Annotated in this window: 30 protein-coding genes, 2 tRNA genes and 1 pseudogene; 8 read left to right on the plus strand and 25 right to left on the minus strand. The window is 32.7% G+C overall.

Annotated elements, in window-relative coordinates; translation table 11 throughout:
- Window positions 1-54: 54 nt before the first annotated feature.
- Window positions 55-128: transfer RNA gene (locus DM397_RS10250), tRNA-Ala, on the plus strand.
- 65 nt (window positions 129-193) lie between these two features.
- Here DM397_RS10250 and DM397_RS10255 read toward each other — a convergent pair.
- Both DM397_RS10255 and DM397_RS23915 read right to left on the minus strand, forming a co-directional pair.
- Entirely contained in the window at window positions 194-1,201 is a 1,008-nt protein-coding gene (locus DM397_RS10255; protein WP_142479089.1) for a hypothetical protein, read from the minus strand.
- 93 nt (window positions 1,202-1,294) lie between these two features.
- Window positions 1,295-1,471, minus strand: a complete 177-nt coding sequence (locus DM397_RS23915) for a hypothetical protein (protein ID WP_008465182.1) — start codon at window positions 1,469-1,471, stop codon at window positions 1,295-1,297.
- Window positions 1,472-1,670: 199 nt separating this feature from the next.
- On the opposite strand from DM397_RS23915, the gene DM397_RS10260 reads away from it, so the two are divergent.
- The 3 genes from DM397_RS10260 to DM397_RS10270 all read left to right on the plus strand — a co-directional run bounded on the left by DM397_RS10260 (window position 1,671) and on the right by DM397_RS10270 (window position 3,913).
- Window positions 1,671-2,114: a hypothetical protein gene (locus DM397_RS10260; RefSeq protein ID WP_111377447.1), complete on the plus strand. Its 444-nt coding sequence runs from the start codon at window positions 1,671-1,673 to the stop codon at window positions 2,112-2,114.
- Window positions 2,115-2,293: 179 nt separating this feature from the next.
- Window positions 2,294-2,701: a hypothetical protein gene (locus tag DM397_RS10265; protein WP_239457835.1), complete on the plus strand. Its 408-nt coding sequence runs from the start codon at window positions 2,294-2,296 to the stop codon at window positions 2,699-2,701.
- Between the two features lie 180 nt (window positions 2,702-2,881).
- Window positions 2,882-3,913, plus strand: coding sequence for an oxidoreductase (locus DM397_RS10270; RefSeq protein ID WP_111377449.1), 1,032 nt, complete (start codon window positions 2,882-2,884; stop codon window positions 3,911-3,913).
- Here the strand turns inward: DM397_RS10270 and DM397_RS10275 are convergent.
- The 4 genes from DM397_RS10275 to DM397_RS10290 form a co-directional block, all read right to left on the minus strand.
- Complete coding sequence (locus DM397_RS10275) at window positions 3,910-4,119, minus strand: hypothetical protein (protein ID WP_111377450.1); 210 nt, start codon at window positions 4,117-4,119, stop codon at window positions 3,910-3,912. The genes DM397_RS10270 and DM397_RS10275 overlap by 4 nt on opposite strands.
- Before the next feature lie 282 nt (window positions 4,120-4,401).
- Window positions 4,402-5,373 carry a lipid A deacylase LpxR family protein gene (locus DM397_RS10280; protein ID WP_111377451.1) on the minus strand — a complete coding sequence of 324 codons (972 nt, stop codon included), beginning with the start codon at window positions 5,371-5,373 and terminating at the stop codon, window positions 4,402-4,404.
- Complete coding sequence (gene mtgA, locus DM397_RS10285; protein WP_111377452.1) at window positions 5,348-6,139, minus strand: monofunctional biosynthetic peptidoglycan transglycosylase; 792 nt, start codon at window positions 6,137-6,139, stop codon at window positions 5,348-5,350. The genes DM397_RS10280 and mtgA overlap by 26 nt, the downstream gene beginning before the upstream one ends.
- Window positions 6,139-7,251 carry an NAD(P)/FAD-dependent oxidoreductase gene (locus DM397_RS10290; protein WP_111377453.1) on the minus strand — a complete coding sequence of 371 codons (1,113 nt, stop codon included), beginning with the start codon at window positions 7,249-7,251 and terminating at the stop codon, window positions 6,139-6,141. Before DM397_RS10290 ends, mtgA begins: the two co-directional genes overlap by 1 nt.
- 205 nt (window positions 7,252-7,456) lie before the next feature.
- Between DM397_RS10290 and DM397_RS10295 the strand changes: the two genes are divergently transcribed.
- Both DM397_RS10295 and DM397_RS10300 read left to right on the plus strand, forming a co-directional pair.
- Window positions 7,457-9,358, plus strand: coding sequence for a S9 family peptidase (locus DM397_RS10295; protein ID WP_111377454.1), 1,902 nt, complete (start codon window positions 7,457-7,459; stop codon window positions 9,356-9,358).
- 174 nt (window positions 9,359-9,532) lie between these two features.
- Window positions 9,533-11,974, plus strand: a complete 2,442-nt coding sequence (locus tag DM397_RS10300; protein WP_111377455.1) for a hybrid sensor histidine kinase/response regulator — start codon at window positions 9,533-9,535, stop codon at window positions 11,972-11,974.
- A 27-nt stretch (window positions 11,975-12,001) separates the two neighbouring features.
- Here DM397_RS10300 and DM397_RS10305 read toward each other — a convergent pair whose 3' ends face one another.
- From DM397_RS10305 to pdxA, 12 genes are all read right to left on the minus strand, one after another.
- A complete protein-coding gene (locus DM397_RS10305) occupies window positions 12,002-13,360 on the minus strand; it encodes a sigma-54-dependent transcriptional regulator (protein ID WP_111377456.1) in 1,359 nt (452 codons plus the stop codon).
- A gap of 137 nt (window positions 13,361-13,497) precedes the next feature.
- Complete coding sequence (locus tag DM397_RS10310) at window positions 13,498-13,794, minus strand: hypothetical protein (RefSeq protein WP_111377457.1); 297 nt, start codon at window positions 13,792-13,794, stop codon at window positions 13,498-13,500.
- 14 nt (window positions 13,795-13,808) lie between these two features.
- A complete protein-coding gene (locus tag DM397_RS10315) occupies window positions 13,809-14,102 on the minus strand; it encodes a PepSY-like domain-containing protein (protein ID WP_111377458.1) in 294 nt (97 codons plus the stop codon).
- A 17-nt stretch (window positions 14,103-14,119) separates the two neighbouring features.
- The gene (locus DM397_RS10320; protein ID WP_111377459.1) at window positions 14,120-14,410 is read right to left on the minus strand and encodes a hypothetical protein; all 291 of its coding nucleotides are present in this window, start codon (window positions 14,408-14,410) and stop codon (window positions 14,120-14,122) included.
- 26 nt (window positions 14,411-14,436) lie between these two features.
- Window positions 14,437-14,733 (minus strand): hypothetical protein, encoded by a 297-nt coding sequence (locus DM397_RS10325; RefSeq protein ID WP_111377460.1) that lies wholly within the window; start codon window positions 14,731-14,733, stop codon window positions 14,437-14,439.
- 76 nt (window positions 14,734-14,809) lie between these two features.
- Window positions 14,810-15,106, minus strand: coding sequence for an RNA-dependent RNA polymerase family protein (locus tag DM397_RS10330; protein ID WP_111377461.1), 297 nt, complete (start codon window positions 15,104-15,106; stop codon window positions 14,810-14,812).
- A gap of 363 nt (window positions 15,107-15,469) precedes the next feature.
- A complete protein-coding gene (gene accC, locus DM397_RS10335; RefSeq protein ID WP_111377462.1) occupies window positions 15,470-16,816 on the minus strand; it encodes an acetyl-CoA carboxylase biotin carboxylase subunit in 1,347 nt (448 codons plus the stop codon).
- A gap of 108 nt (window positions 16,817-16,924) precedes the next feature.
- Entirely contained in the window at window positions 16,925-17,410 is a 486-nt protein-coding gene (gene accB / locus DM397_RS10340; RefSeq protein ID WP_111377463.1) for an acetyl-CoA carboxylase biotin carboxyl carrier protein, read from the minus strand.
- Window positions 17,411-17,433: 23 nt separating this feature from the next.
- Window positions 17,434-18,432, minus strand: coding sequence for a beta-ketoacyl-ACP synthase III (locus DM397_RS10345; protein ID WP_111377464.1), 999 nt, complete (start codon window positions 18,430-18,432; stop codon window positions 17,434-17,436).
- A 175-nt stretch (window positions 18,433-18,607) separates the two neighbouring features.
- Window positions 18,608-18,802 (minus strand): 50S ribosomal protein L32, encoded by a 195-nt coding sequence (rpmF, locus tag DM397_RS10350; protein WP_008465217.1) that lies wholly within the window; start codon window positions 18,800-18,802, stop codon window positions 18,608-18,610.
- A gap of 9 nt (window positions 18,803-18,811) precedes the next feature.
- The gene (locus DM397_RS10355) at window positions 18,812-19,354 is read right to left on the minus strand and encodes a YceD family protein (RefSeq protein WP_111377465.1); all 543 of its coding nucleotides are present in this window, start codon (window positions 19,352-19,354) and stop codon (window positions 18,812-18,814) included.
- 105 nt (window positions 19,355-19,459) lie between these two features.
- Entirely contained in the window at window positions 19,460-20,509 is a 1,050-nt protein-coding gene (gene pdxA / locus DM397_RS10360; protein WP_111377466.1) for a 4-hydroxythreonine-4-phosphate dehydrogenase PdxA, read from the minus strand.
- A 57-nt stretch (window positions 20,510-20,566) separates the two neighbouring features.
- On the opposite strand from pdxA, the gene DM397_RS10365 reads away from it, so the two are divergent.
- The gene (locus DM397_RS10365) at window positions 20,567-21,157 is read left to right on the plus strand and encodes a riboflavin synthase (protein ID WP_111377467.1); all 591 of its coding nucleotides are present in this window, start codon (window positions 20,567-20,569) and stop codon (window positions 21,155-21,157) included.
- Window positions 21,158-21,189: 32 nt separating this feature from the next.
- On the opposite strand, the gene DM397_RS10370 is transcribed toward DM397_RS10365, so the two are convergent.
- On the minus strand, window positions 21,190-21,477 hold the full coding sequence (locus DM397_RS10370) for a hypothetical protein (RefSeq protein ID WP_111377468.1): 288 nt from the start codon (window positions 21,475-21,477) through the stop codon (window positions 21,190-21,192).
- A 417-nt stretch (window positions 21,478-21,894) separates the two neighbouring features.
- Here DM397_RS10370 and DM397_RS10375 point away from each other — a divergent pair, with 417 nt between their 5' ends.
- Window positions 21,895-22,881, plus strand: a complete 987-nt coding sequence (locus DM397_RS10375) for a DNA cytosine methyltransferase (protein WP_111377469.1) — start codon at window positions 21,895-21,897, stop codon at window positions 22,879-22,881.
- On the opposite strand, the gene DM397_RS10380 is transcribed toward DM397_RS10375, so the two are convergent.
- The 6 genes and pseudogenes from DM397_RS10380 to mce all read right to left on the minus strand — a co-directional run bounded on the left by DM397_RS10380 (window position 22,878) and on the right by mce (window position 26,901).
- On the minus strand, window positions 22,878-23,297 hold the full coding sequence (locus DM397_RS10380) for a very short patch repair endonuclease (RefSeq protein ID WP_111377470.1): 420 nt from the start codon (window positions 23,295-23,297) through the stop codon (window positions 22,878-22,880). The genes DM397_RS10375 and DM397_RS10380 overlap by 4 nt on opposite strands.
- 164 nt (window positions 23,298-23,461) lie before the next feature.
- Window positions 23,462-23,867, minus strand: a pseudogene (locus tag DM397_RS10385) (helix-turn-helix domain-containing protein).
- A 196-nt stretch (window positions 23,868-24,063) separates the two neighbouring features.
- Entirely contained in the window at window positions 24,064-25,176 is a 1,113-nt protein-coding gene (gapS4b, locus tag DM397_RS10390) for a GapS4b family protein (protein WP_111377471.1), read from the minus strand.
- 2 nt (window positions 25,177-25,178) lie between these two features.
- The gene (gene gapS4a / locus DM397_RS10395; protein WP_111377472.1) at window positions 25,179-26,117 is read right to left on the minus strand and encodes a GapS4a family protein; all 939 of its coding nucleotides are present in this window, start codon (window positions 26,115-26,117) and stop codon (window positions 25,179-25,181) included.
- 159 nt (window positions 26,118-26,276) lie between these two features.
- Window positions 26,277-26,350: transfer RNA gene (locus tag DM397_RS10400), tRNA-Ile, on the minus strand.
- A gap of 146 nt (window positions 26,351-26,496) precedes the next feature.
- Entirely contained in the window at window positions 26,497-26,901 is a 405-nt protein-coding gene (gene mce / locus DM397_RS10405; protein ID WP_111377473.1) for a methylmalonyl-CoA epimerase, read from the minus strand.
- Window positions 26,902-26,906 lie beyond the last annotated feature (5 nt).

Genomic DNA, 26,906 nt, shown 5'->3' on the forward strand with positions numbered 1-26,906 from the left:
ACTTCTCGAAATTTGTTTTTTGAGAATTAATTGACTTTATTTGTTAACGCATTTGGGGGATTAGCTCATTTGGCTAGAGTACTTGCCTGGCAGGCAAGGGGTGACCGGTTCGAATCCGGTATTCTCCACTAAAAACATAAAACCCTTGTAAATTTTTATTTTACAAGGGTTTTTATATGATTAAAAATCAATCTTATTCATATTCAAAAACAGTAATATCTGTCGTATAATTGAGTCCTGCTGCATCATACTTTATTAAATAACCTTCTTCATCATAAAAATATTTCGGCACCACTTCAAATTGTACCTGCCATGTTCCATTAGATAAAATACTAGCAGAAATTTTTGTTACATGCAGATATTGATTATCCAATCTGTAATAGGGTTCTTTATTATAAACTCCAGCTTTAGCAGGATCAAAAGCATAAACGACATAACTCGTTAAAGTTTCGGTTTGATCTACATTAACACTATACCAACCTTTAATATAAGTTTTATCATCTGGATAAGTATATTTATAATGCATTTGAAGAGCATCATGTATATAAAAATAAACGTCAAGAATTCTGTCTTGTTCATCATAAAAATATTTATAACTTACAAAACCGTCCTTTTCAATTCGTTTATCGATCAATCCCTTGCTGTTATATGTATAACTACTACCATATGCATAGGATGAGATCATTTCATTTAACGAACCATTTTCATTATATGTGAAACTAAATACTTCGGGTGTATTGGTATTTCCATTGTTTGTATAGACTTTATCTGCTTCAATTTTAATAAGCTGTCCCAAATTATTGTACTTATAGACAAGTTCATAATCTCTTTCTGTTTTTATATTTAAAGCCGTTTCTACTGTATCGTATAAATTTTCTGAAGGCAGATCTTTATATATAGCTGCATCCCTATCAAGTTTATACTGATAAATTTTGCCCATGTAATTTTGAGCAAATTTAGTAGATCGAATAAGTCGTTTTCGAGTTTCACTGCTTTTAGAAGTTTTAGAAAAACTAATATTTACAATGGCAGGCTTCATCATTTCCGACTTAGGGAGAACGGGCTTGGGATCTACAGGTTTTGGGTCTACAGGAACTACAACTTCTGGGTCTACAGGTGCTTCATCTGAAGAACAGCTAATCATAGTAAGTTGAAATAAAATGGTAAAAACTAGTAGTAATTTGAGTAGTTTTCTCTTCATATTGCTCGATTTTTAAGAGCCCTAATATACTATTTATCCTCACATTTATCAGATATTTCACTCGTTTTTTACGTCAATATTTTCGACTTTCAATTATTTCTCATTAGCAGCATCATCTGCATCAACTCTCTTTTTCTCAGCTTTTTTAAAATCATTGTTTAGCAATTTTTCCAATTTCTTTTTCTCTCGCTGATTTTTTCTGATTGTTAGCACAACAAGAATAATTACCAGTATTGCTACAATCGCTATTATATTCCAATTGATATCCATAATTTAATTTTTAATTAAAGGTAAATAATCAAAAATATCTTTCATGTTATCAAACAGTTAAGTATTTCATCTTTTCATAAAATTAATTTTGGCACAATAATATTTTTTGAAAGATATTTCTTTAAAAAAACGTTTTCTATTTTTGCGTAAGGCAAAGTTCAGAATACAATATTTTTAATAGCTCATCAAACGTTACAAAATGAATCAACCCGTAAAACACAAGATATTCTCATTCATAAAAAAACCTCTTATAGTTGCAGTTATACTTTTTGTCTTTACTTTAATAGAAATCTATTGGGCAATGGGCAGTTTTTCTAATAAACTATCGAGCGCTTGTTTAGATTGTTCTTTTTTTGACGATACTTATTTAATGACTTTGTTTTCTACTGTTTTCTTATCGATAATTTTTCTGCCTTTTTCTTTAATTAAAAACAGCAATCTAAAAGTTACACTTCAATTACTATTGTTAATCTTAATATGGTTTTTCTGGAATTATACCATTTTTGTAGACCGTGAATCTTCTTGGAGTACTTATCTTTTTAAAGAAGAAGTAATGTATACACTTCATTTTTCTTTCTTCCCTATTTTAATACTATCTATCGTTACAGTATTTACTTTAAACTATATTCTAAGAAAGTTATGAGTTCGGGCAAAAAAATACTTTTACGAATCTATTTTATTATTTGTGCACTTTTTGTACTTGATTGCCTTTTATATTACTTTAAAGAAATTAGTCTTCGCGGTTATTATAGCGATGTAATTTTATCATGGCTTTGGCTGATAAGCAGTTTTGCAATTATAATTACCTTTTGGAAAAACCTAATGGCAAAACTTCTTTTGGCAGCAATAACAATAACATTTGCGATAAGCATTATGGCCATGATGATGCCTTTTTTCGCCTTATTGCTTTCAAGCACATCATTGGGTTTGTACCAAAACAAAGATTTGAATGAAAAATACAGAGCGCAAATAGTGGGCTACAGCGCGATGGGTCGTCCATGGCTGGAAGTAATTGAAAAGAAAGGATTATTTGAAAAAAGAATTATAAAATGCACCGATTCGGAGCTTTTGAACGATAATCTCGACATTAAAATCAGAGCGGCGAAAGATATTATTTTTAAAAACGAAACCGATAGCACACTGACTTTGACTCTCTTTTACGGCGGACCAAACAAAACCATAACTTTTAATAAAAACACTGGAAATATTATTGCAATAAAAAAATTGTAACCAATGCTCGCTCTTAAATTGTTAATCGCGTCAAATATTACGAAAAACCTTTCTTTTATTTATAAGAAAAAAGACAAAAATAGCTTTTAAAACATATCTAGCCACTACACTTTTGATTTTCTAATTCAAACAAATTAAAGTACTTTCGTACATAGCGAAACCCGAAATCAAATTTAAATAATGACAACAAGAGCGTTCTTTTTATCAACCACTTTTTTAATTCTATTATCTGCTTGCAATAAAAAAGAAAATACCACAACAACCACACTCCCTGAAGTAACTGAACATGCAGAAACTGAAACTGATACTCTTCAAGCCGAAGAAACTTCAAAAAAAGAAAGCATTTATCTATTTAATGTTATTCCAAAAGACAGCAGTGATGTTGCTTTTGTTTCTCTTTCGGACATTTATCCTGTTAACGACGAAAAAGATACGCTCGTTCTGCCCAACATAGAAAAAATAGGAAAATATGATGCGCAATATTTTACATTCGATAAAAGCTATAGAAAAAGATTTTTGTCTAAAACTAACATCTCTGAAACCGATTCATTATTTGTTTACGATTATGCCAAAAACAAACTGATTTCTTTTGCCGTAAAAAATCTGAAAACTGCTGCAATGTTAAACGGATATTCTTCTGAAGAAGATTGGCCTTATCATAATTATGATTTTATGATTGGTTTCGAAATCAATAAAAAATATTTAAACGGATTCAGCGAATATTATAGAGATGCTTTGGTTTATGTAGGCAAAGAAAATCCGTTTTCGAAAGAACGTATGAAACCCATTTCATGGAAAAAAATCGCAAAAAAGGATTATCCGTCAAAACCATTGAAAAATGATGACCGAGCTTTGCTAAAGAGCACAGTAACAGGTAATACGTATTTTTACAAAACAGATAGTTATGAGTATTTTTTACAAGACTACCTGGACAGCAATAAAACAATTTATGGCAGACGCCTTTTAGTCGTTAATTCTAAAACCAAAGATGTTATAATCGAAAAACTTTTTAGCCAAAGCGAAGGCACATCTCCTTCTCCATTAAATTATGAAAATGGAGAGAATTCTATTGACCAATGGACAGGAAAACTTTTTAAAAATAAACCCGAAGTTGTTTTTGGTTTCGAATATGTTTCTTTTGGCTGTCCGAGTATTTCGGTAATCGACAAATCAAATGAAGAAATTAATATTCAATGCGACAATCGTCATTAAGACCAATCTTCGAAATTTAAAAAATTTTGAAGAGAAAATAAGCCTTTCAATTTATTATAACGAAAAAGCCGTTTCTGTTTTCCGGAAATGGCTTTTTTGTTATAAAATTGATCAATATTTTCAATCAGAGTACTAAAAACGTGAATTGATGTACCGCTAGAACGATAAAAGTCAAGAAATATATTGGTATCAATGAGTATTTTCATTTATTATTCTTTTCATTCAATCAGAAAAAATAAGCAATTTCTTTTAAAAATATCATTTGTTTTTATTCCTATCAATAAGTAAAAAAACTGATGCCAAAAGCAAACTTACTAAAAGAATAAGTATTCTAATTGATACAAGTTTTATATCTGTATAACCTCTAAAATATCTAATTTGAAAGGCATTAGTACTAATAAATTGCACCATACAATAAATAAAAAAAATTGCAAAAATTAAGGATAATATTTTATATATAAATCGACTCATACTCCCAGATATGGTTATTATTTAAGCAAAAACCCCATCCTTATCGACCCATAAAAATACCCCGAATTAGTATCAATTCCTGGATCATTCAATTCTCTTCCGCGATAAAGAAAGGAATAAGATATGTTGAAGTTATTGTGTCGGTATTTTAAACCAGCTTCGGCATTGAAACGAAGTGGTTCCAAATCGAAAGTTACTGGACTTGTATCATTAAACATGCTTCCTTCAATTGTAGCATCATAAAACTGATAATTGACGCTTGGCGCCGCATAGAAATAAAACTCTCTAATATTTGGCTGTGCATTTGCATTTATTGAAGCATTATGCATATTAGAATCGTAAATTGGAAGCAATTTTTTGAAACCAAATCTCGCCATAAATCCTGTTGAAACTCCTGAAAAGATAGTTCCTAAATCACCTTCTGATTGCCAATGAAGATCTACAAAGTCGCTGTGTTTAGACACAAACATTTTTTTTGAATACATTGCATGCGCTTGAACTCCCAAAGCATTATGAATCTGATTTTCCCAGCCATATACTTTTTTGTAGCCAATAAGTTTATGAAAACCTTCCTGCAACTCCTCACCAAAAGCATTTGGTCCCAGAAAACCGATTTGAAAATCGGTTTTTAGAACCGATTCGCTCTGATAAAAAAAGCTTTTTCCGGCTTCGGCAAAAAGATAGCCTGCAAAAGGACGGTCGTTTACCGTTACAGCTTCTTTGTTTATAAACCTCGGATTATAAAGATATTGCCCGATTCTAAATTCGGTAATTTTTTTATTGATTTTTGGATTATCGTTTTTAGATAAAAACCGGTAAAAAAGTTCCAGACCATTGGTATAATACATATCGTACTTAGACGATGTGTACAAATCATTATCTGATATAAAACCAATTTCTGTTTTTTTTCCTTGTCCAAAAGTTAACGTTACAGTCAAAATCAGAAAAGCAAAAAGCAGTTTTTTACTTTTTCTTTTCTTCTTTTCCATCATAATTGATTTTTCCGACGTAACGCATTTCGCGTACAATTCGTTCTTTTCTTCTGTTAATATAACTTGAAGAACCTGTAGCTTTGAATTTTCTAGGGTTCGGTAATATCGCTGCAATTCCCGCGGCCTGCATTGGCGTTAAACTTGAAGCATCTCGTCGGTACCAATGTTCGGTTGCGGCATAAGCGCCGTAAACTCCATCACCCATTTCAATGCTGTTCAAATATACTTCCATGATGCGTTCTTTACCCCAGATAATTTCAATTAAAACGGTAAAATACGCTTCAAGTCCTTTACGGAAATAACTTTTACCTTGCCATAAAAATACATTTTTGGCTGTTTGTTGCGAAATGGTGCTTCCACCACGAATTCTGCGTCCGCGTTCGTTACTTTTATATGCTTTTTGAAGTGCTTTAAAATCGAAACCATTGTGAGTAAGGAAAGTTCCATCTTCACTTGCGATTACAGCTTTTTGCAAATTCATTGAGATTTTATCAATCGGTTCCCAATCGTGGTCAAAATAAACTTCTTTTCCAGCCATTTTATTTTCAATGGCACGGATGAGCATTAAGGGCGTAAACGGTACAGGAACATATTTAAAAAATATAACCGAGCCAATAGAAATTCCAAAAAACCATAAAGCAGCTTTAATAAAGAACCATTTTACTTTTTCGCCAAAAGTGCGATTTCCTTTCTTCGAAGATGTTTTAGGTTTTGGTTTGCTTGCGGTTGTTTTTTTTGGTGCTGGTTTTTTGGTTGTTGCCATTATATTAAATCTGCTAATTCTGTTCCTATTAAACTTCCTATTGCCACTCCCATTCCGCCTAAACGCACTCCACAAAACACGTTTTCAGACAATTGACTCACAACAGGATTTTTACTATTTCCGACTCCCATAATGCCACTCCAACGGTGTGCAATCTGAAAATCCTGATTTGGTAAAATTACATTTTTCAGTAAATCTTCCAATTTATTTTGAATAATTTTCGTCTGCCCAAATTCGGTTGTGGTTTCACCTTCAAAATCAAGATTTCTTCCTCCGCCAAATAAAATTCGATCGCCTATATTTCTGAAATAATAATAACCGCGGTCTAAATGAAACGTTCCTTTAATATCTAAATTGTGAATTGGTTCAGTTATTAAAACTTGAGCTCTTGCCGGTTTTACTGCTCCGTTTGTCAAAGAACCTGCAAAACCATTGGTTGCAAAAAGCAGTTTTTGTGTTTTAAAACTAAAATCATTTAAAACCACTTCAACATAATTTCCTGTTTCTGCATAAGAAGTTACGGTTTGTTGATTCAAAATTAAAATGTTTTCTGAAACAGATTGTCTCAGCAATTCCTGCATCATGTTTCCCGTATCAATCTGTGCTTCAAACGGATTAAAAATTAAATACTCGTGAATATTTTGAAATCCGAAACGGTCTACTTCTTTCGAAAAAACGTCGGCTTTAAAAAGTGGTTTCAAAACTTCATTAATAAACGGAATTTTAGAAACGCATTCGTTAAAACCAAATTCATCTTCTTTCAAAAACAATTCATATCCACCATGAGGCTTAAAATCGATTGCTTGATCTCCCAACCTTTTTCGAAGCAATTGCAAACCTTTCCAACGTTTTTCTATAAGTGCCACAACATCTTCTTCTGAATGCGTTTTTAAGTCATCCATAATTTCAGAAAGACTTCCGAAACAAGCAAAACCAGCATTTTTTGTACTCGCTCCTTGTGGCAGCATTCCGCGTTCGAGAACCAAAATTTTAGCAGCAGGAAATCTTTCGCGTAAGCGTAATGCAGTATGAAGACCAACAATTCCGCTGCCCACAATTGTGTAATCTACATTCGTAAACCAGTTTTTAAGTTCCCAATAGCTTAGTTCCATTTTCAGAGTTTTTTTATAAAAATAATGATTTTTTAATAGCCACGAATTCACGAATTTTTATTCTCAAAGATTATCAAAAAATAATTCGTGAATTCGTGGCAAAAAAATTATCACAGAATTTTAACAAATTTTGGGATTTAGAATTTAACAACTTGGATTTTAAATGTTGTATTTTTAGCATCACAAAAAATAGAATAATTTGATTATGAAAAAAGTAGTATTAACAACCTTAATAATGATGAGTTTAAATGCTATCGGACAGAATGTAATGTCCCCAGAATTGTTATGGAAATTAGGAAGAGTGACACCTCTTGGCATTTCTAAAGATGCGAAAAATGTCGTTTTTAAAGTTTCAACGCCTTCTGTCGCCGATAACAAATCGACTTCTAAAATCTACACAATTCCTGTAAACGGAGGAACTGCAACCGAAATTAAAGACACTAAAGAAATTTTGGCTGATAAAAATATTTCGCCAGACGGAAAATTTATCGTTTACAATGAAGAAGTAAAAATTGATAAAGTTTTAGGTAAAGATTTCTACCCGAGTCTAACAAAATCTGATGCTCAAATTTATGATGGTTTAGATTACCGTCACTGGGATACTTGGAACGAAGGAAAATTTAATCATGTTTTTTATAAAGAAAACAAAGACGGAGCGCAAGGAACAGACATCATGAAAGGTGAAACTTTCGATTCTCCGCAAAAACCTTTTGGCGGTGACGAAGATTATATCTGGTCTCCAGATAGCAAAAGCATTCTTTATGTGTGCAAGAAAAAAGCAGGAACCGCTTATGCAATTTCTACCAACACAGATATTTATGAGTACAATTTAGAAACTCAAAAAACAACTAATAGAACTGAAGGTAATTTAGGTTACGATACAGCGCCGCAATTTTCTCCGACAGGAAATTTAACTTGGTTGCAAATGAAACGTGACGGTTATGAAGCTGATAAAAATGACCTTATTGTTGAGTTTAAAGGAATCAAAACAAACTTAACAGCAAACTGGGACGGAACTGTAGATAATTTTATCTGGAGCAAAGACGGTAGAACAGTGTTTTTTGTTGCTCCAGTTGATGGAACAAAACAAATTTTCTCTGTTAATTTTCCAGGTTTGACTAAAATTGCAATCAACGTTCGTCAGTTGACAAACGGAGATTTTGATGTAAATGATTTAGTAGGTTTTGCTGGCGACGATATTATCGTAACTAGAAACGATATGAATCATGCTCCAGAAATTTATTCTTTTAATTTGAAGAAAAACAGCTGGAAACAACTTTCAAATGTAAATACAGAAACGTACAAAACTTTAGCTTTAAGCAAAACAGAAAAACGTTATGTTACTACAACTGACGGTAAAAAAATGTTGGTTTGGGTAATCTTACCTCCAAATTTTGATGCTTCTAAAAAATATCCAACTTTGCTATTTTGCCAAGGCGGACCTCAAAGTGCATTGACACAATCATATTCTTTCCGTTGGAATTTCTCTTTGATGGCGGCAAAAGGTTATGTAGTTGTTGCACCAAACCGTCGTGGAATGCCTGGACATGGTGTTGAATGGAATGAGCAAATCAGTAAAGATTGGGGCGGACAAGTTATGGACGATTACCTTTCTGCAATTGATGATGTGGCAAAAGAAAGCTATGTTGACAAAAGCCGTTTAGGATGTGTTGGTGCTAGTTACGGAGGATATTCTGTATTTTATTTAGCAGGAATCCACAAAAACCGTTTTAAAACTTTTATTGCTCATGATGGAGTTTTCAACACCGTTTCTATGTTAGGAACTACTGAAGAGGTTTTCTTTAATAACTGGGATTTCGGTGGACCTTATTGGGAAAAAGATAATGCAGTAGCGCAAAAAGCATATACTACTTTCAACCCTGCAACTTTGGTACAAAACTGGAATAAACCAATTTTAATTTTCCAAGGAGGAAAAGATTACCGTGTGCCAATCGGACAAGGACAAGAAGCTTTCCAAGCAGCTCAGTTAAGAGGAATCAAAAGCCGTTTTGTGTATTTCCCAGACGAAAATCACTGGGTTTTAAAACCACAGAACGCTCAAGTTTGGCAAGGTGAATTCTTCAAATGGTTAGATGAGACTTTGTAACAAATAAAAAATAATATTCACAGCCGTAGATTTACATAATCTACGGCTGTTTTTCTTTGTAGACCTTACAATTATGTAACATATTGGACAGTTTTACTCTTCGTAAAACAGATTTTTTTAGATAAATTGCGATGTTTTAATAATCCCCAATTCCCTCAAATCTTTCAGCAAAATATGGAGACCAAAAGAAGTTACACCGCAATCAAAGTTTTATTCAGCTACGTTGCATTATTGGCTTTGGTTGTTACAGTTGGATGGTTTCTGTATTCTGAAAATGTAGTTTACAACAAACTGGAAGATAAGATTGCTTTAGAAAAAATCAAAATTCTTAGAGTCAGCAGATTGTATTCGAATGTATATAAAACTGAGAGTTTAGCTAGACAAACGATTCAGAATAATTCGGAGAAAGATTTCAAAAACTATTTAATTGAAACCGATTCGCTTCGCAAAAGAATTGACACTTTAAAACAAATCGTTACTACAGAATACCAAAAAAAACTTTTGGATAGTGTTACCTATTTCTTAGCCGAAAAGACAGAAAACATCAAGCAGTTGCGAGAAATAAAAAACAAAGCTGATGACGAAACTTCGGTAAATAATGCGATTGACGAAATCACTAAAATGGAGTTTAATCTTAGAAAACTTGAACTTCAGGATTTTACCAAAAATCCAAATCAGTTAGGAAGTTATCAGCGAAGTGTTCTGCAGCGTTATGTTGATTATTTAAATTCGAATATTCCTGATGACAGCACCAATACGCTAAGCAAAAAAGCTTCTGATTCTATTTTGGCCAACTCTAAAAAGCTTTTGAGTTCTGTAAAAATAAAAGCTGAAAAGAAAAAAGAGTCTTTGAATTTTGAAGAAAACAAACTACTTCAAAATGAAATTGCGATTTCGGATCAGCTTAGAAAAATACTTCGAATTATTGAAAGAGAAATTATCATCAATTCGATAAAAAACAATTCATTAAAAGAAAAATCACTAAAAAGAGTCAATGAAATTGTGACGGCTTCTGCTGTTATTGGTTTATTGCTGACGGTCTTTTTCTCCATTCTAATTGTCAGCGATTATTCAAAATCTCAGTTGTACAAGAAACAGCTGGAAATTGCCAATTTCAAAACCAAAAATCTGCTCAAAAGCCGAGAACAATTAATTTCAACCGTAAGTCACGATTTGAAAACACCTTTGAGCACTATTGTGGGTTATTCTGAACTTTTGGGCAATTCAGACGTTAATACCAAGCAATCGTATTTTGTCAAAAACATTAAAAATTCTTCTGAATATATTACGCAGCTTGTTCAAGATTTATTAGATTTTTCGCAGATCGAAGCCGGAAAAATTTCTATAGAAAAAGTTCCATTTTCATTACCCGAAATCATTGAAGACGTTGCCCGAAATATTCAAACGGTTTACAAACAAAAAGACATTGATCTTATTATAAATGTGGATGACCAATTTCAGCAACGTATTGTTGGAGATCCTTTTCGCTTAAAGCAAATCCTAACCAACATTATTGGAAACGCTTATAAATTTACCGAAGAAGGTCATATTCGAATTGCCGCTTACGCGAATGACGACCAATTTTTTACCATTTCGATTCAAGATACAGGAATTGGAATTGAAAAAGCGAATCAGAAATTGGTTTTCGAAGAATTTGCGCAGGCAAATGAAGGCATAGAAAAGAAATACGGCGGAACCGGCTTGGGATTATCAATCTGCCAGAAGATTATTTCTATTTTGGGCGGAAGTTTAAGCTTAGAAAGTATTTTTGGAAAAGGAAGCACCTTTATTATTCAGCTGCCATTATTATTTGATAGTAGCCAAGGAAATATGCCTTTAAACGGAATCAAAGGCAGACCATCAAAAAACACTAAAAAACAAACTTTTATTGTTGTTGATGATGACATCAATCTTTTGAATCTAACAAGTGGTGTTTTAAAACAGGAACAGCATCAGGTATTTTCGTTTACAAATCCAACGAAAGCTTTAGAAACAATCAAAAGTACACCTTTCGATTTTGTGATTACTGATATCCAAATGCCAGAAATTGACGGTTTTCTGTTTTTAGAAAAACTTCGTGAACTTCCAGAAACTATCTTTAAAAATCAGCCTGTAATTGCACTTACTGGAAGAACAGATTTGGATCTTTCGGCATATAAAAATGCTGGTTTTACTACGGTTATAAAAAAACCTTATTCTCCTAAAATTTTACTGGAAACGATTCAGCATATCTTGGATCATGAAGAAGTTCTTGTAACCGAATCTACAGAAACTGTCAGCAAAGGCAATCCTCAATTGTATTCTTTAGAAACTTTAAAAGATTTCTTAGGACAAGACGAATCTGCCTTGAAAGAAGTTTTAAAATCTTTTATAGACACTACTATAGAAAATATCGAGGTTTTAAAAACTGCTGTTAAAGAGCAAAATCATGACGAAATAAAATCTATTGCACATCGTATTGCCCCCATGTTCAAACAAATTCAGTCGAACGAAATTGGTGAACTTTTAAAAGATCTGGAAAAAGAAGATTTAAACACTATTGATCTAAAAACCACATTTTCAGATTTAGAAGGAAAAATAAAAATTCTTTTTAAGGAATTGAAGCAAGAAATTTAAAATACTGCTTTCTAGAAAAGTACTTTTTTACTCAATATTGTATTGTTTCAATTTATTATAAAGTGTCTTTCTCGTAATTTTAAGCAGTTTTGCCGCTTCAGATTTATTATTCTGTGTTCTTGATAACGCCTGAATAATGGTTTCTTTTTCATTTTCAGATAATGAAAAAACTTCGTTTGCTGAAGGCTGCTGTTTTTGAATCTGAAAGAATTCTGCCGGAAGCACATCGCTTTCTATAAATTCACCACGAGTTAAAAGAGTAGCTCGTTTTACACAATTTTGCAATTCTCGTAAATTTCCTGGCCAATTGTAATTCTGAAAAATAGAAACTACTTCTGGAGAAAATCCGATAACCTCTTTATTCAACTGCTGATTGGCTTTTTCTAAGAAATAATCAGCAAAAACCATTAAATCTTCTCCACGATCTTTTAAAGATGGTGACTGAATAGAAAATTCATTGATTCTATGGTATAAATCTTCTCTAAAATCGCCGTTTTTTACTGCCTCGCGTAAATCTTCGTTGGTAGCCGTAATAATGCGTATATCGACGTTTATTTCTTTATTGCTTCCAACAGGTTTAATTTTTCTTTCCTGAAGTGCTCTCAACAATTGTATTTGATTCTCGTACGAAAGGTTTCCAATTTCATCCAAAAATAAAGTTCCTCCATTAGCGGCTTCAAAATAACCTTTTTTATCGTTGATTGCTCCAGTAAAAGATCCTTTTAAATGCCCAAAAAATTCACTCGCCGCCAATTCTTTCGGAATCGCGCCACAATCTACGGCAATAAAATTATTGTCTTTTCTTCTGCTCTGCTGGTGAATGCTTTTGGCAATGATCTCTTTTCCTGTTCCGCTTTCGCCAATAATCAGAACAGACATATCCGTTGGGCTTACCAATTGAATATGATCTAAAAGTTTTTTGGATGCCACAGAAATTCCTTTAACAAATTCGTTTTCTGTCGCAACTGGCTTTTTGACTGTTTTTTTCTTTTTTTCTGGAGTTTCCGATTCTTCTTCTTTAGCTTTTGGAGTCTGTAAAGCATTGGTGATAACCAGAAGAACCTCATCTGGATTAAACGGTTTAGAAATATAATCTGCCGCTCCATTTTTAATGGCTTTAACAGCAGTGTTTACATCAGAGTAGCCCGTCATTAAAATAACAGGAATATGAGGATGCGAGTTTTTAAATTCAGACATCAATCCAATACCATCAGAATCAGGCAAGCGAAGATCTGTCAAAATCAAATCAAAAGATTCATTTTTAACTGCTTCACGCGCTTCTGCTGCGGAGAAAGCTATCGTTACATCGTACGCTTTTTTAATTAGAAATTTTTCTAATAATTTACAAAACGCAATATCATCTTCTATTACTAATATCTTCGGCATCTGCTTTTAGGGACTTTTTGCTAAAATAATATTATTAAACTTGTTATTTCATAAAAATATGTAAAATATGTAAAAAAAAAGAGATTGCACGACGCAATCTCTTTTTCACCAAAAACATAAATCTAAATTCACCTAATTTATATCTTCAACCAGTTACCATTGACATCTGAGTATACAGTAGCCTTTTGGTCTCCAACTGATATTTCGAGTTTATACTCTTTTTTTTCATTTACAAATGCTTTGTCCAGTTTTGCTCCTGGATAAGCGGTCTGCAAGGCTGTTTTTACAGCTGCAGGCACAGCATCTGCTGTAACTTCTGTATATTCTGTTTGAATAGTTACAGTTGCATTAGTGTTTTGCGAAACAGGCAATACATTTGCATGAATTGACATAGTTCCTAAAACCACTATTGCCGATAAGATTAATTTTTTCATGATGCTGATTTTAATTATTTCTTGATGATGTTACCAGAAGCATCCGTAAAAATGGTGTACTTCTTGTCTCCACTTGAAATTTCAAGTTTATACTCATTTTTATCGTTTTTATAAGCTTTTTCTAGCTTAGTATTTGGAAACGATTTTTCGACTGTAGACTTCACCGCTGCCGGTATTTGGTCTGCGGCTACTTCTGTAAATGCATCTTGAAAAATTACTGATTGAGTAATTGAGATTGCTGGAAGAACTGCAGCATTTACTGAAAAACTTCCTAAAACAATCGCTGCTGATAAAACTAACTTTTTCATAATATTTGTGGTTTAAATTATTTTTTAAGAATATTACCAGAAGCATCTGTATAAACGATCGATTTTTCTCCTCGAACGGTTATCTCAATTTTATACTCCTTTTTATCATTTACCCATGCTTTTTCAAGCACTACACCAGGATAAGCTTCATCTAAGCCTTTCTTTACAGCTGCCGGAACTCCGTCTACTTCTTTATATCCATCCTGATCATTAACTGTCTGTACCATTGGGTTAGTTACAGCAGCGGTTTCTGCATGCATCGACAAACTGCCTAAGACAATTGCTGCCGATAAGATTAACTTTTTCATAGTTATAGTTTAAGGGTTAGACTTCATTATTTTTTAATCCAAGTTCCGTCTGCGTTAGCAAAAAGATTTCCTGTTTTATCTCCAACAGTTACTTCAAGCTTGTATTCAGATTTTGTGTTTTTAAATGCTTTAGAAAGCACAGCATCTGGATATGCTTTTTTCAAAGCGTCTGTTACAGCTGTTGGAAGCTCTTCCAATTTAATTTCTGTATAATCATCTTGGATAGAGATTGTTTTTACGATTGTATTTGATACTTGAGAAGTTGAAGCAAATGATGTTAAACCTCCCAAAACGATTGCGGCTGATAAAAATAAATTTTTCATGATAGTTGTTTTTTAATATAGTTAATTTGATCTTAGTATTCTTGATACGGATTTTCACAAGAACTCAAGTTTAATATTATTGTTTAATCCAAGTTCCGTCTGCATTTGCGAAAAGATTTCCCACTTTATCGCCAACAGTCACATCAAGTTTATACTGTGCTTTTTCGTTTTTGTATGCTTTAGTAATTACAGCTTCTGGATAAGCTTTTTTCAAAGCGTCTGTAACAGCAACAGGTAATTCTTCTAATTTGATTTCAGTGTATTCGTCTTCGATAGAAATCGTTTTTACGATTGTGTTTGCTACTTGTGTAGTTGAAGCGAATGAAGTTAAACCTCCTAAAACAATTGCGGCTGATAAAAATAAATTTTTCATAACGTATATATTTAAATTAATAGTTGTTTACGCTTGAAGTAATGAAATTATTATGCCGTAAAAGAAAAGAGCCATGCCAAAGACCGTAAAAACCTATATTTAAACACTTTACATCAAATATAGCAAAAAAAGAGAAAAATAAAAAGGTGTGTAAAAGAGAAAAAAGGTGTGTAATAAGTAAACACTTATAGTGTAACCTTTAGAAAAATCTCAATAAATCAAATTCCAAATTCCAAAGTTTACAATGAAGTTTTAAGCTCTTAATTTAAAGTTTAGATTTCCAATATTGGAATTTGGAATTTGAATATTGGAATTTATAAAGGCTTATAAAAAAAAGGCTTCCAAATTTGGAAGCCTTTATAATTATTCTGGACTGTTCATTTTAAATGTATCCATAAATGCAGTTGTATAATCTCCTGCAATATATTTTGGATCATCCATTAATTGTCTGTGGAAAGGGATTGTAGTTTTCACACCTTCGATTACGAACTCATCCAAAGCTCTTCGCATTTTGCTGATAGCTTCTTCACGAGATTGCGCTGTTGTAATTAACTTAGCAATCATCGAATCGTAGTTAGGTGGAATGCTATATCCTGAGTATACGTGAGTATCTAAACGAACTCCGTGTCCTCCTGGCATATGAAGCGTAGTAATCTTTCCTGGTGAAGGACGAAAATCGTTATAAGGATCTTCTGCATTAATACGAACTTCAATAGCGTGTAATTGCGGAAGGTAGTTTTTACCAGAAATTGGAATTCCAGCAGCAACCATAATTTGCTCACGGATCAAATCATAATCGATAACTTGTTCTGTGATTGGGTGCTCCACCTGAATACGAGTATTCATTTCCATGAAGTAGAAGTTTCTGTGTTTATCAACCAAAAACTCTACAGTTCCAGCTCCTTCATATTTAATAAACTCAGCAGCTTTTACAGCAGCTTCTCCCATTCTTGTACGAAGTTCATCTGTCATGAAAGGTGAAGGTGTTTCTTCAGTAAGTTTTTGGTGACGTCTTTGAACAGAACAATCTCTCTCAGAAAGGTGACATGCTTTTCCGTAAGAATCTCCAACAACTTGAATTTCGATATGACGTGGCTCTTCAATAAGTTTCTCCATGTACATTCCGTCATTTCCAAATGCTGCAGCAGCTTCTTGACGCGCACTTTCCCAAGCTTTTTGAAGCTCTTCCTCTTTCCAGATGGCACGCATTCCTTTTCCACCACCACCAGCAGTAGCTTTCATCATAACTGGGTAACCAATTTCTGCAGCTACTTTTTGTGCATGTTCGTAAGATTCTAATAATCCATCTGAACCTGGTACACATGGTACTCCTGCTGCTTTCATTGTAGCTTTTGCAGAAGCTTTATCTCCCATACGGTCGATCATTTCTGGAGCAGCACCGATAAATTTAATTCCGTGCTCTTGACAGATTTTAGAGAATTTAGCATTCTCAGAAAGAAATCCATAACCTGGATGAATTGCATCTGCATTTGTAATTTCTGCAGCTGCAATAATATTTGACATTTTCAAATACGATAAGTTACTCGGAGGAGGACCTATACAAACCGCTTCGTCTGCAAATTTAACATGCAAACTTTCTGCATCGGCTGTAGAGTAAACTGCAACAGTTTTGATTCCCATTTCCTTACATGTACGAATTACACGAAGTGCAATTTCTCCTCTATTCGCAATTAATATTTTTTTAAACATCTTATTTTAATTAGATAATTAGACAATTTGATAATTAGATAATTTTAGATGGTTAAAAAATTTTCTTTCGAACCATTCTAAAATCTAAAATCTAAAATCTAAATTTATTTATGATGGATCTACTAAGAATAAAGGTTGATCAAATTCTACTGGAGACATATCGTCAACTAGAATTTTTACAATTTTACCAGAAACTTCAGATTCGATTTCGTTGAATAATTTCATTGCTTCAATTACGCAAAGAACATCACCTTTAGATACAGTGCTTCCAACTTCTGTGAAAACTGGTTTATCTGGAGATGGTTTTCTATAGAATGTTCCAATGATTGGAGATTTTATAGTAACATATTTAGAATCGTTTGCAGCTGGCGCTTCTGGAGTTACACTTACAACTGTTGGAGCTGTAACCTGTGGAGCTGTAGCTTGAGGTAAAGCAGCCTGAGCTGGTAATTGCTGTACATAAGTTGCTTCAGTTACATTTGTTTCTAAAGTTGTTCTGATCGTGATTTTTACATCATCCATTTCTAACTTCACTTCTGCAACGCCCGAATTTGCAACAAATTTGATTAGGTTTTGAATTTCTTTTAAATCCATAATGATTCGTTTTTAGTTTTAATTTATTTCTTATCGTAAGCCCATTTTAAATAGATAGATCCCCAAGTGAATCCTCCACCAAAAGCGGCAAAGATAATGTTATCTCCCTTTTTAAGTTTACTTTCAAAGTCAGCCAATACTAATGGCAAAGTTCCAGAAGTAGTATTACCGTATCTCTCAATGTTTACTAGAACTTTAGATTCGTCTAATTCTAATCTTCCAGCCGTAGCATCAATAATACGTTTATTAGCTTGGTGTGGCACCAACCAGTCAACATCTTGATTTGTCAAATTATTTCTTTGTAAAATCAATTCGCTGGCATCAGCCATATTGGTTACAGCATATTTGAAAACAGTTTTACCGTCTTGCATAATATTGTGCTGTCTATTTTTTATAGTTTCTTCTGAAGGCGGGATCAAAGAACCTCCTGCAGGAATTTTAAGGAAGTCGCGACCTACACCATCACTTCTTAAATATTCATCTTGCAAACCTAAACCTTCATAGTTTGGTTCAAAAAGAACTGCTCCAGCTCCATCACCAAAAATAATACAAGTTGCTCTGTCTGTATAATCTACAATTGATGACATTTTATCAGCACCAATTAAAAGCACTTTTTTGTAACGTCCTGACTGAACATATGCAGCAGCCGTTGACATTCCGTACAAGAAACTTGAACATGCAGCCTGTAAATCGTATGAAAATGCATTTGTTGCTCCAATTTCTGTCGCAACATAGACTCCTGTAGAAGCCACCATCATATCTGGTGTCGCAGTTGCCATTATAATCATATCAATCTCAAGCGGATCAATGTTTGCTTTTGCAATTAAATCCTTTGCTGCTTGTATTGCAAGGTAAGATGTACCTTTATCAGCATCTTTAAGAATTCTTCTTTCTTTAATTCCTGTTCGAGCGGTAATCCACTCATCATTGGTATCAACCATTGTTTCTAATACTTGGTTCGAAAGAACGAAGTCAGGAACATAAGCTCCAACAGCGGTAATTGCGGCTGTGATTGTATTCATTATATTCTATTATTTTCCTTTCAAATTAATGATAATTTGAAAAATTTTTAAAAGACCCGAAAATTACAAAAAAAAACGTAACGAATTTGTCTATATTTTCCTAAAAAACGAAAATTATAACCAACAAAAAAAACTCTCACTATGTGAGAGTTCTAGTATAATTTACAAAAACGTATTAAGCAACCGCTTCAGATTTATCGATAACAACTTGCCCTCTGTAGTACATTTTACCTTCATGCCAGTAAGCTCTGTGGTATAAATGCGCCTCACCTGTAATAGGACATGTAGCGATTTGAGCTACAGTAGCTTTGTAATGTGTTCTTCTCTTATCTCTTCTTGTTTTCGAGGTTTTTCTCTTAGGATGTGCCATTTTACTATATTATTTATCCGTTAATAGTTTCTTTAATTTTTCCCAACGCGGGTCAATATCTTCTTCTTTGTTACTCTCTTCTTTTTGTTCTTTTACACTTAACTCATTCAGTTTTGTTAAAGCTTCTGTTTGCAGACTTCCGTCTTTAACACCTGGATGGATTCTCTTCTGCGGAACAGAAAGCGCGATCATTTCATAAATATATTGTGCAATATCTACTTCATGTTCACCATGTGGTAAAATCAACAACTCTTCATTATCATCATTAAATTCTTCTCCAAAGCGAACAATCAGTTTCATTTTCCCTTTTATAGGTAAATCAAAATCCTCGCCTGTCAGATCACAAGGCACATTTACTGTTCCTTTGTGTTTGAATTCTAACTCTAACATATTACTTTTCTTATCGAAAAGTAAATTGACTTTAATATCTGAACTTTGAAACTCATCGTACTCAAAGTTCTTAAAGAACGTGTTATTTATTTGATACTCAAAATGGTGTTTTCCTAGTTTTAATCCTACGAAAGGAATTAAAAATTCTTTTGTTTTGCTCATTTCAACATCAATTTGATCAATTCGATTCTAAAACTAGATATCTGAATTGGGGTGCAAAGATATAAAATTATTACAAATCTAATAATCTTATTCACCTTTTTTTGTTTATAACTGTTTTTCTTTTATTTTAAGAGGTTTTTGGCTAATCTCCTCATACTGATTACGCGAGCGAAAAATATCGATCGCAAGATAGACTGCTTCTTTAAACGAATTGTAATCTGCCATATCTTTTCCTGCTATATCATAGGCTGTGCCATGATCTGGAGAGGTTCTAACCTTATTTAAACCTGCTGTGTAATTCACTCCTTTTCCAAAAGAAAGCGTCTTAAATGGAATTAATCCTTGATCGTGATACATTGCCACGATAGCATCATATTTTTCATATTGAGAACTTCCAAAAAAACCATCTGCAGGAAATGGACCAAAAGCCATTGTACCAGAATCAAATATTTTCTTTAATGTTGGTTTTAAAATCAAATCATCTTCTTTCCCAATTACACCACCGTCACCTGCATGCGGATTCAATCCTAAAACAGCAATTTTTGGTTTCACTATACTAAAATCCTGAATTAAAGATTTTCTAATAGTTTCTATTTTTTTAGTGATCAATTCTTCTGTTAAATGAGAAGCAACTTCATTTAAAGGAACATGATCTGTAATTAAACCTACACGCAAATTATCCTGAACCATCATCATAAGCGCATCGCCTTCTAATTCCTGATTCAAATAATCGGTGTGGCCTGGAAATTTAAAATCTTCAGACTGTATGTTATACTTATTAATAGGAGCCGTCACCAGAACATCAATTTCTCCATCTTTCAAAGCTTTTGTTGCTGCTGTAAAAGATTTAATGGCATACTCTCCTATTTTAGGATCATTTACTCCAAAATTGATATCAACACCCTCTCTCCAAAGATTCAAAACATTTACCTTCCCTGGAATAATTTGATCTATTTTATCAACTCCGTGAAATTGAATTGTCGATGTAAAGCTTTTTCTAACGAAAGAAAGAATTTTAGCATTTGCAAAAATAACCGGCGTACACAATTCCAACATACGAGAATCTTCGAATGTTTTCAGTATAACTTCGCTTCCAATACCGTTTAAATCTCCTACTGAAATTCCAACAATTATATTTTCTGCTTTTTTATTCATGAGCTCAGTTTATTTATTACTAATTTTGATGTGCAAATTTAGTAAAATAAAACCACAATGTTCACAGGAATTATAGAAACACTCGGTAAGGTTCACGAAATCAAAAAAGATCAAAACAATCTTCACATAACAGTTGACGCATCAATAACCCACGAATTAAAAATAGACCAAAGCGTTTCGCACAACGGAATATGCCTTACAGTAGTAGCTATTAAAGATTCTCTTTATACCGTAACCGCCATAGACGAAACCATTCTAAAAACCAATATTGGCGATTGGAAAACAGGCGACATTGTAAATTTAGAAAGAGGGATGAGGCTTGGAGACCGCTTAGACGGACATATTGTACAAGGTCACGTAGACCAAACTGGAACTTGCATCAAAATTGAAGAAGCAAACGGAAGCTGGAATTATACTTTTGAGTATGACAAAAACCAAAACAACATTACAATAGAAAAAGGCTCAATCACAGTAAACGGAGTTAGCCTTACGGTTGTAAATTCTAAAACGAATGAATTCAGCGTTTCAATTATCCCATACACTTACGAACACACAAATTTTAAAGATTTCAAAGTTGGAACAAAAATTAACTTGGAATTTGATGTCGTTGGAAAATATATTTCTAGACTTTATTCAATAAACAAATAACATTCTAGATTTTTCACAAAAAAAGCTTCAATTTAAATTGAAGCTTTTTTTGTTTGATTTTTATATAAAACTACCCCTCCTAAGGCCAAAGCACCTGCAAGTAGAAAACTAATATTTTGATCTATTGGAAAATCTTCAGGACCACAAGGACTCCCAGGCGGACATTCAGAATCTTCTGGATCTGCATCTCCTGGATTTACATCTTGCGTTTGCACTTTCTGCGTTGGTACCGGCAGAGGATTATCTTTTGCAAAGAGCACAGAAACGTTTAACAACAACAATAAGGCAATTACTAAAAATGGGGCTTTTAGATTTTTCATAAATTCGAGCTATTGCAAAATGCAAGTCTAGACAATTATTGACAAATATTCTTCAATAGAAATTTCTCACAAACATTTTCTATCTCCAAAATCTTGGAACAAAAGTATAAGTTTTTTGCTCAAAAGCAACTTTTAAACTGAAAAAGACAAAATAAATTTTAACATTTTTACCCCAAAATTCCGCTAATCCTTTCCAGAAAACACTCTAAGAGACAACCTTCCTTTTTACCACCATTTGCAAGAACTACAAGCTTATAAGAATTCCCTGATTTCAAGAAGCTCTCTTTTTCCCATAAAACTAATACATTCAATTTACATCAAAGAAGAATTTTATATTCGTTTCTAATCACGCAAATAAAATATACTCAAATTAATATATTTGTACAATTCAATTCTATCTCATCTATAGTCAAGCAAATGAAAAACAAATATACAGTCGGAAGTTTATATGCAGGCGTGGGCGGTATTTGTTTAGGTTTTGAAAATGCCGGATTCAAATTAGAATGGGCAAATGAATTTGACAAAAAAGCCTGCGTCACTTACAGAAATAATTTTGAACATACTCTTATCGAAGGCGATGTAATGCAGCTTGACGTAAAAGGCTTTAACAAAATTGACATTCTTACCGCTGGTTTTCCATGCCAGCCTTTTTCTCTTGCTGGCCATAGAAAAGGCTTTAACGACAGTAGAGGAAATCATTTCTTCAAAATACTAGATTTTATTGATGAAATGAGACCTAAAGTAGTATTTCTAGAAAATGTCAAAAATCTTAAAGGACACGACAAAGGAAATACCATGAAAGTGATTCAGCGCGAAATCAAAAAACGCAATTATACTTTTGATAGCGCTATACTGAACACCAAAGATTTTGGTAATATTCCACACAGTCGAGAACGCATTTTCATGATTGCTTTTGATAAGAATTTCGCTAAAAAAGGGTTTAAATTTAATTTCCCCGAAAAAGAAGAATTAACCAAAAAGGTAACCGATTTGATCACAAAAGAAAAAGTCGATAAAAAATTCTATTACAACGAAGACAAATACATGTACAACACGCTGAAAGAATCTGTCGTTAGAGAAGACAGAATTTATCAGTTCAGGAGACATTACGTACGAGAAAACAAAAAAGAAGTCTGCCCTACTTTAACTGCCAATATGGGAACTGGCGGACATAATGTTCCAATTATTACAACTGAATTTGGTTTTAGAAAATTAACTCCAAGAGAATGTTTTCGTTTTCAAGGTTTTCCTGACAGCTATAAATTACCTAAAATTTCCAATTCTAGCCTTTACAAGCAAGCAGGAAATTCGGTAAGCATGCCGGTTATAGAGAGACTAGCGTCAGAAATATTCAAATGCATTGAAAAAATAGAAGCCAAACAATTAAAAGCAGAAAAGGTCTAAATACTCAAAAGCATTATTGTTCCTTCAATTCTAGCGAGACAAACTTCTAAATTTTTCTCAATATCCTTGCTCCAAAACCTAAGAATGGTCCAATTTTTAGAAATCAAAAACGCATTGACTTCTTCGTCTCGCTGTATATTTCTTTGAATTTTTGGAATCCAATATTCTCGATTCGTTTTAATTCTTAACTGTTCCGTTTCCCAATCTTTTCCGTGAAAAAATTCACTATCGACAAAAATGGCAATTTTATATTTGGCAAAAGTAAGATCTGGCCTTCCAAATATCTTTTTATTGTTTTTTCGATATCTGTGGCCTAATTTCCATAATGCTTTAGCAAGCCTTACTTCGCCTTTTGTAGCAGTGCTTTTTATCGCCTGCATAGTTTTCCTCCTTTGTTCGGGAGTTAATCTATCCATCTGAAGATTAAATTTGTTTCGGACGGATAAAGTTAATGCATTTTACAGAAAAGGAAATTTAAATATTAACCTGAAAAATTTCAATTTTCACATTTGAAAAATATCAAAAAACAAAAAAGCCTCTACATTTCTGTAAAGGCTTTGTGATTAGAATTATTCCTAAATTATTTATCGATTAGCTTTTCAAGCTTTTGCATCATTTCGTCTTTCTCTTTCAGCATGCGCTCATACAAAGCAATTTTTTCTTCGTGAAGTTTTAAAATTTCTTGTAATGGATTAACATTATAAGTGCCACCAGAATTACCGATGAATGCTTCATTGTGAAAAGTATTAGAAATAAACATTTATAGCTTGCTCCTCATCAAAATTCTGAAAAGCTTCAACAGGAATCTTTAATACAGCCGAGATTTGTTTCAGCAAGCTTTCTTCAATTACATCTTTCTGCTCCAGCATAGAAATCTTCTTTTGATTCCATTCTTCTCCCAAATCATAAGCCAATGCCTCTTGCTTTATATTAAGCATTTCTCTGAAACGTTTTACGTTTCTTCCCTGATGTATTTTTTGTTCCATAATGAATATTAATTTTTCTAAAGCCCTAAATACAAAGCCTCGCGAATTAAAAATCTGATTTTCAAAGATAGAAAAATATCCTTTAAAACACTCTTTTTCAGATATCATCGGCATTGCAAAGAGGTATTTCTATAGCATTAGATTTATTTCCTTTGGAACTCACTAGGAATAAACTTCTAAATTTAAAAAAACTAACCTAATTAAGGATTAGCTTTTTATGTTTTTCATAACTGCTTGCCTTTACTTTTTCGACAAATTTGTAAACCTTTTTTCTAAGCTGTAATTCCGTTGCTTTTCTCTTATCCTCTCTATTTATTTTAAAATTGTATGAAATCTGCAATTCAGCATTCACATCCTTCTTTGTTATATAGTCAGGAAAAGAAATATCAATTATACATGTTCCCTTAACTCCATCAATGTCAAAATTATACTTTAAAGAAACAGAAGCAAAAATTAGCTTGGAATGATATAAATTATTTTTAAGCAAAATATGATTTTGTAATTCCTTTCCATTTAGCTTTAAAGAGTCTATTTCATCTAAAAAATCTTTAACATCAGCATGAGCTTTTTCATTTTCATCTAAATACAAATCAATATCAGTAATGGAAACATAATCCAAATAAATAGAGAATTTTGCCGTAAATGCATACAAAAACTGTATTCTATTTTCATTTGTGAAGCCATTAAATTTTATTCTAATAAAATCATCATCAGGCTTTATAATCTTTTTTTCTTTTAAAATTTTCTTAACCTCACCCCCTAAAATACTATTTATAAAAATAGTTTCTTTAGATGTGGAATCTTGCTTTACTGAAAGTTCAATATCGCCCTCTTTAGACTTACTAATATAAATTGCGCCATTATGCAAACTTTCACTTTCATTCCAGTTCTCAAGTAGGTTTTGTTTCTTAATCTGATAACTAAAAACTGCCTCATCATCCTCAAAATAAAAATGAGGTGTTCCAACTAAACTAAAACCTGGGTCATACTGATGTGCATCGTTTATCAATTTATTTAAATTAATATTTTCCGAAAAAACATCCATTAAATCTAAATCTGTAGTGCATTTTATTGTAGCTGTCCTATACTTTACAGTTTCGTCCTTAACTTTTTGCACTTCCCACAAATCATCAAATTCGCTGGGACTTATTAATGTTTTCATCAATAATGGCACAGAGGAATTTTTTTCTGAATGCCCCAAGAAAACACCTTTTTCTCTAAGTATTGTATTAAGATTAGAAGAAGTAATACTTCCATTTGTTAAAAATTGCCTAATCCTATCACCTTGTGGTAAAATATCTTTCTTCATAATTAATAATTTCTAAAATCCTCAGTATGCTTTTTCAAAAACAAATTTTTCTCATGAATATAATTTCCAAATCTTGCTAACTCCTTTTTCACAATAGGCGAATGTTCTAAATCATTAAAATCGGGAAACGACATTACTGTAGCTGATATAGATCCCAAATGATCAAACCCTTTTGCAAAATCTAATAGTTTAGTAAAATTGCTACTTGAAAACTCATCTTTTGAAAAAATCAAAAGCTCAACTTTCCCATCTTTCTCAATACGAACAGGTATTATATCTGAAAAAAGATATTGTAGAGGTAAAAAGTCGCCAAAGCTTTGTGATTGTAGATTAATATTATTTAATCCGGTATTGTGATAAACAAACTTTAAATTTTCTTTTCCAAATTCTTTTTTAGCATTTTGAATTGTGTCAACAAAAAAGCTTAATCTATTGTTATCTAAAACAATTATTTTATCAAATAATAAATTATTATCTATCTGAATATTTGAAACCTCAGATATTATATTTTTACCTTCATCGCTTTTGTTAGATGCCCAAACTAGTATACCTACGACCTCTGTTTTATTTACATTCGAAAAACCAAAATTTGTATCTGCCGATAATTTCGAGTTTTTAAAACATTCAAGTGTATGAGCTAAATCAATAAAATGCTCTTTAAAAGTTGCTTTAGGGGAGTTAGGATAAGGTTTTGAGGTAAACTTAGATGAAATAACACCTACATCAAGGGTTTGATCTTCCATAGGACTGACCATACTAACAAATGCATCTATTCCATGTGTTGTTTTATTTCCTTGAGCATTTTTATCTTTGTGTTTAACAGGCTTATTGCAAGTAATAGTTTCTCCATGCAATACATTGCCATACCCTAAAATATCTCTAAAAAAGTAATCAACTATTTTTTCTCCTTTTTCTCCTACGGACTTAGACCATTCTCCCATATTAACAATCAGTTTTTAAAATAAATGCTAATATTAAGAATAAAATCCGTACAAAAAAAACAAATCTATAATTATTAATTTTTTCGTCCCTTCACTTGTCCGTAGAAGCAAAAAAGCCTAACAAACATAATGTTTATAAGGCTTTTTAAGTATTCTCTGTGGTCCCACCTGGGCTCGAACCAGGGACCACCTGATTATGAGTCAGGTGCTCTAACCAGCTGAGCTATAGGACCGGTTTAGAGGATGCAATATTACTACTATTTTTCATTCACTCCAAATATTTTAAGACATCATTTGTATTTTATTTTAAATCTTTTTTTGAATCTCAAAAACGAAATTGATTTTCAACGTCTTATTCAAAAATTAAAATGACATTTTTTTATTTAATTTCTTGGCAAAGCTCCACCAAAACACCATTTGTGTTCTTTGGATGCAGAAAAACGACCAATTTATTATCAGCACCTTTCTTCGGAATCTCATTAATCAAGACAAAACCTTCATTTTTTAAACGTACAATTTCGGCTTCGATATCATCAACATCAAAAGCAATGTGATGAATTCCTTCTCCTTTTTTCTCTAAGAACTTAGCAATCGGACTTTCAGGATTTGTTGCCACCAAAAGTTCGATTTTATTATTTCCTGTTTGAAAGAAAGAAGTCAAAACACCTTCGCTTTCTACGGCTTCCATTTTATAAGACGGAACGCCAAGCATTTTTTCGAACAAAACATTGGCATCATCCATGTTTTTTACCGCAATCCCGATATGTTCTATTTTGTTTACCATTACTT

The sequence above is a fragment of the Flavobacterium nitrogenifigens genome, assembly GCF_003254565.1.
Classification (GTDB): domain Bacteria; phylum Bacteroidota; class Bacteroidia; order Flavobacteriales; family Flavobacteriaceae; genus Flavobacterium; species Flavobacterium nitrogenifigens.

Bases quoted from the DNA above. Each gene is read 5' to 3' on its own strand.
- DM397_RS10255 (WP_142479089.1), bottom strand. From the start codon at position 1,201: ATGAAGAGAAAACTACTCAAATTACTACTAGTTTTTACCATTTTATTT.
- DM397_RS23915 (WP_008465182.1), bottom strand. From the start codon at position 1,471: ATGGATATCAATTGGAATATAATAGCGATTGTAGCAATACTGGTAATT.
- DM397_RS10260 (WP_111377447.1), top strand. From the start codon at position 1,671: ATGAATCAACCCGTAAAACACAAGATATTCTCATTCATAAAAAAACCT.
- DM397_RS10265 (WP_239457835.1), top strand. From the start codon at position 2,294: ATGGCAAAACTTCTTTTGGCAGCAATAACAATAACATTTGCGATAAGC.
- DM397_RS10270 (WP_111377449.1), top strand. From the start codon at position 2,882: ATGACAACAAGAGCGTTCTTTTTATCAACCACTTTTTTAATTCTATTA.
- DM397_RS10275 (WP_111377450.1), bottom strand. From the start codon at position 4,119: ATGAAAATACTCATTGATACCAATATATTTCTTGACTTTTATCGTTCT.
- DM397_RS10280 (WP_111377451.1), bottom strand. From the start codon at position 5,373: ATGGAAAAGAAGAAAAGAAAAAGTAAAAAACTGCTTTTTGCTTTTCTG.
- mtgA (WP_111377452.1), bottom strand. From the start codon at position 6,139: ATGGCAACAACCAAAAAACCAGCACCAAAAAAAACAACCGCAAGCAAA.
- DM397_RS10290 (WP_111377453.1), bottom strand. From the start codon at position 7,251: ATGGAACTAAGCTATTGGGAACTTAAAAACTGGTTTACGAATGTAGAT.
- DM397_RS10295 (WP_111377454.1), top strand. From the start codon at position 7,457: ATGAAAAAAGTAGTATTAACAACCTTAATAATGATGAGTTTAAATGCT.
- DM397_RS10300 (WP_111377455.1), top strand. From the start codon at position 9,533: ATGGAGACCAAAAGAAGTTACACCGCAATCAAAGTTTTATTCAGCTAC.
- DM397_RS10305 (WP_111377456.1), bottom strand. From the start codon at position 13,360: ATGCCGAAGATATTAGTAATAGAAGATGATATTGCGTTTTGTAAATTA.
- DM397_RS10310 (WP_111377457.1), bottom strand. From the start codon at position 13,794: ATGAAAAAATTAATCTTATCGGCAATAGTGGTTTTAGGAACTATGTCA.
- DM397_RS10315 (WP_111377458.1), bottom strand. From the start codon at position 14,102: ATGAAAAAGTTAGTTTTATCAGCAGCGATTGTTTTAGGAAGTTTTTCA.
- DM397_RS10320 (WP_111377459.1), bottom strand. From the start codon at position 14,410: ATGAAAAAGTTAATCTTATCGGCAGCAATTGTCTTAGGCAGTTTGTCG.
- DM397_RS10325 (WP_111377460.1), bottom strand. From the start codon at position 14,733: ATGAAAAATTTATTTTTATCAGCCGCAATCGTTTTGGGAGGTTTAACA.
- DM397_RS10330 (WP_111377461.1), bottom strand. From the start codon at position 15,106: ATGAAAAATTTATTTTTATCAGCCGCAATTGTTTTAGGAGGTTTAACT.
- accC (WP_111377462.1), bottom strand. From the start codon at position 16,816: ATGTTTAAAAAAATATTAATTGCGAATAGAGGAGAAATTGCACTTCGT.
- accB (WP_111377463.1), bottom strand. From the start codon at position 17,410: ATGGATTTAAAAGAAATTCAAAACCTAATCAAATTTGTTGCAAATTCG.
- DM397_RS10345 (WP_111377464.1), bottom strand. From the start codon at position 18,432: ATGAATACAATCACAGCCGCAATTACCGCTGTTGGAGCTTATGTTCCT.
- rpmF (WP_008465217.1), bottom strand. From the start codon at position 18,802: ATGGCACATCCTAAGAGAAAAACCTCGAAAACAAGAAGAGATAAGAGA.
- DM397_RS10355 (WP_111377465.1), bottom strand. From the start codon at position 19,354: ATGAGCAAAACAAAAGAATTTTTAATTCCTTTCGTAGGATTAAAACTA.
- pdxA (WP_111377466.1), bottom strand. From the start codon at position 20,509: ATGAATAAAAAAGCAGAAAATATAATTGTTGGAATTTCAGTAGGAGAT.
- DM397_RS10365 (WP_111377467.1), top strand. From the start codon at position 20,567: ATGTTCACAGGAATTATAGAAACACTCGGTAAGGTTCACGAAATCAAA.
- DM397_RS10370 (WP_111377468.1), bottom strand. From the start codon at position 21,477: ATGAAAAATCTAAAAGCCCCATTTTTAGTAATTGCCTTATTGTTGTTG.
- DM397_RS10375 (WP_111377469.1), top strand. From the start codon at position 21,895: ATGAAAAACAAATATACAGTCGGAAGTTTATATGCAGGCGTGGGCGGT.
- DM397_RS10380 (WP_111377470.1), bottom strand. From the start codon at position 23,297: ATGGATAGATTAACTCCCGAACAAAGGAGGAAAACTATGCAGGCGATA.
- gapS4b (WP_111377471.1), bottom strand. From the start codon at position 25,176: ATGAAGAAAGATATTTTACCACAAGGTGATAGGATTAGGCAATTTTTA.
- gapS4a (WP_111377472.1), bottom strand. From the start codon at position 26,117: ATGGGAGAATGGTCTAAGTCCGTAGGAGAAAAAGGAGAAAAAATAGTT.
- mce (WP_111377473.1), bottom strand. From the start codon at position 26,901: ATGGTAAACAAAATAGAACATATCGGGATTGCGGTAAAAAACATGGAT.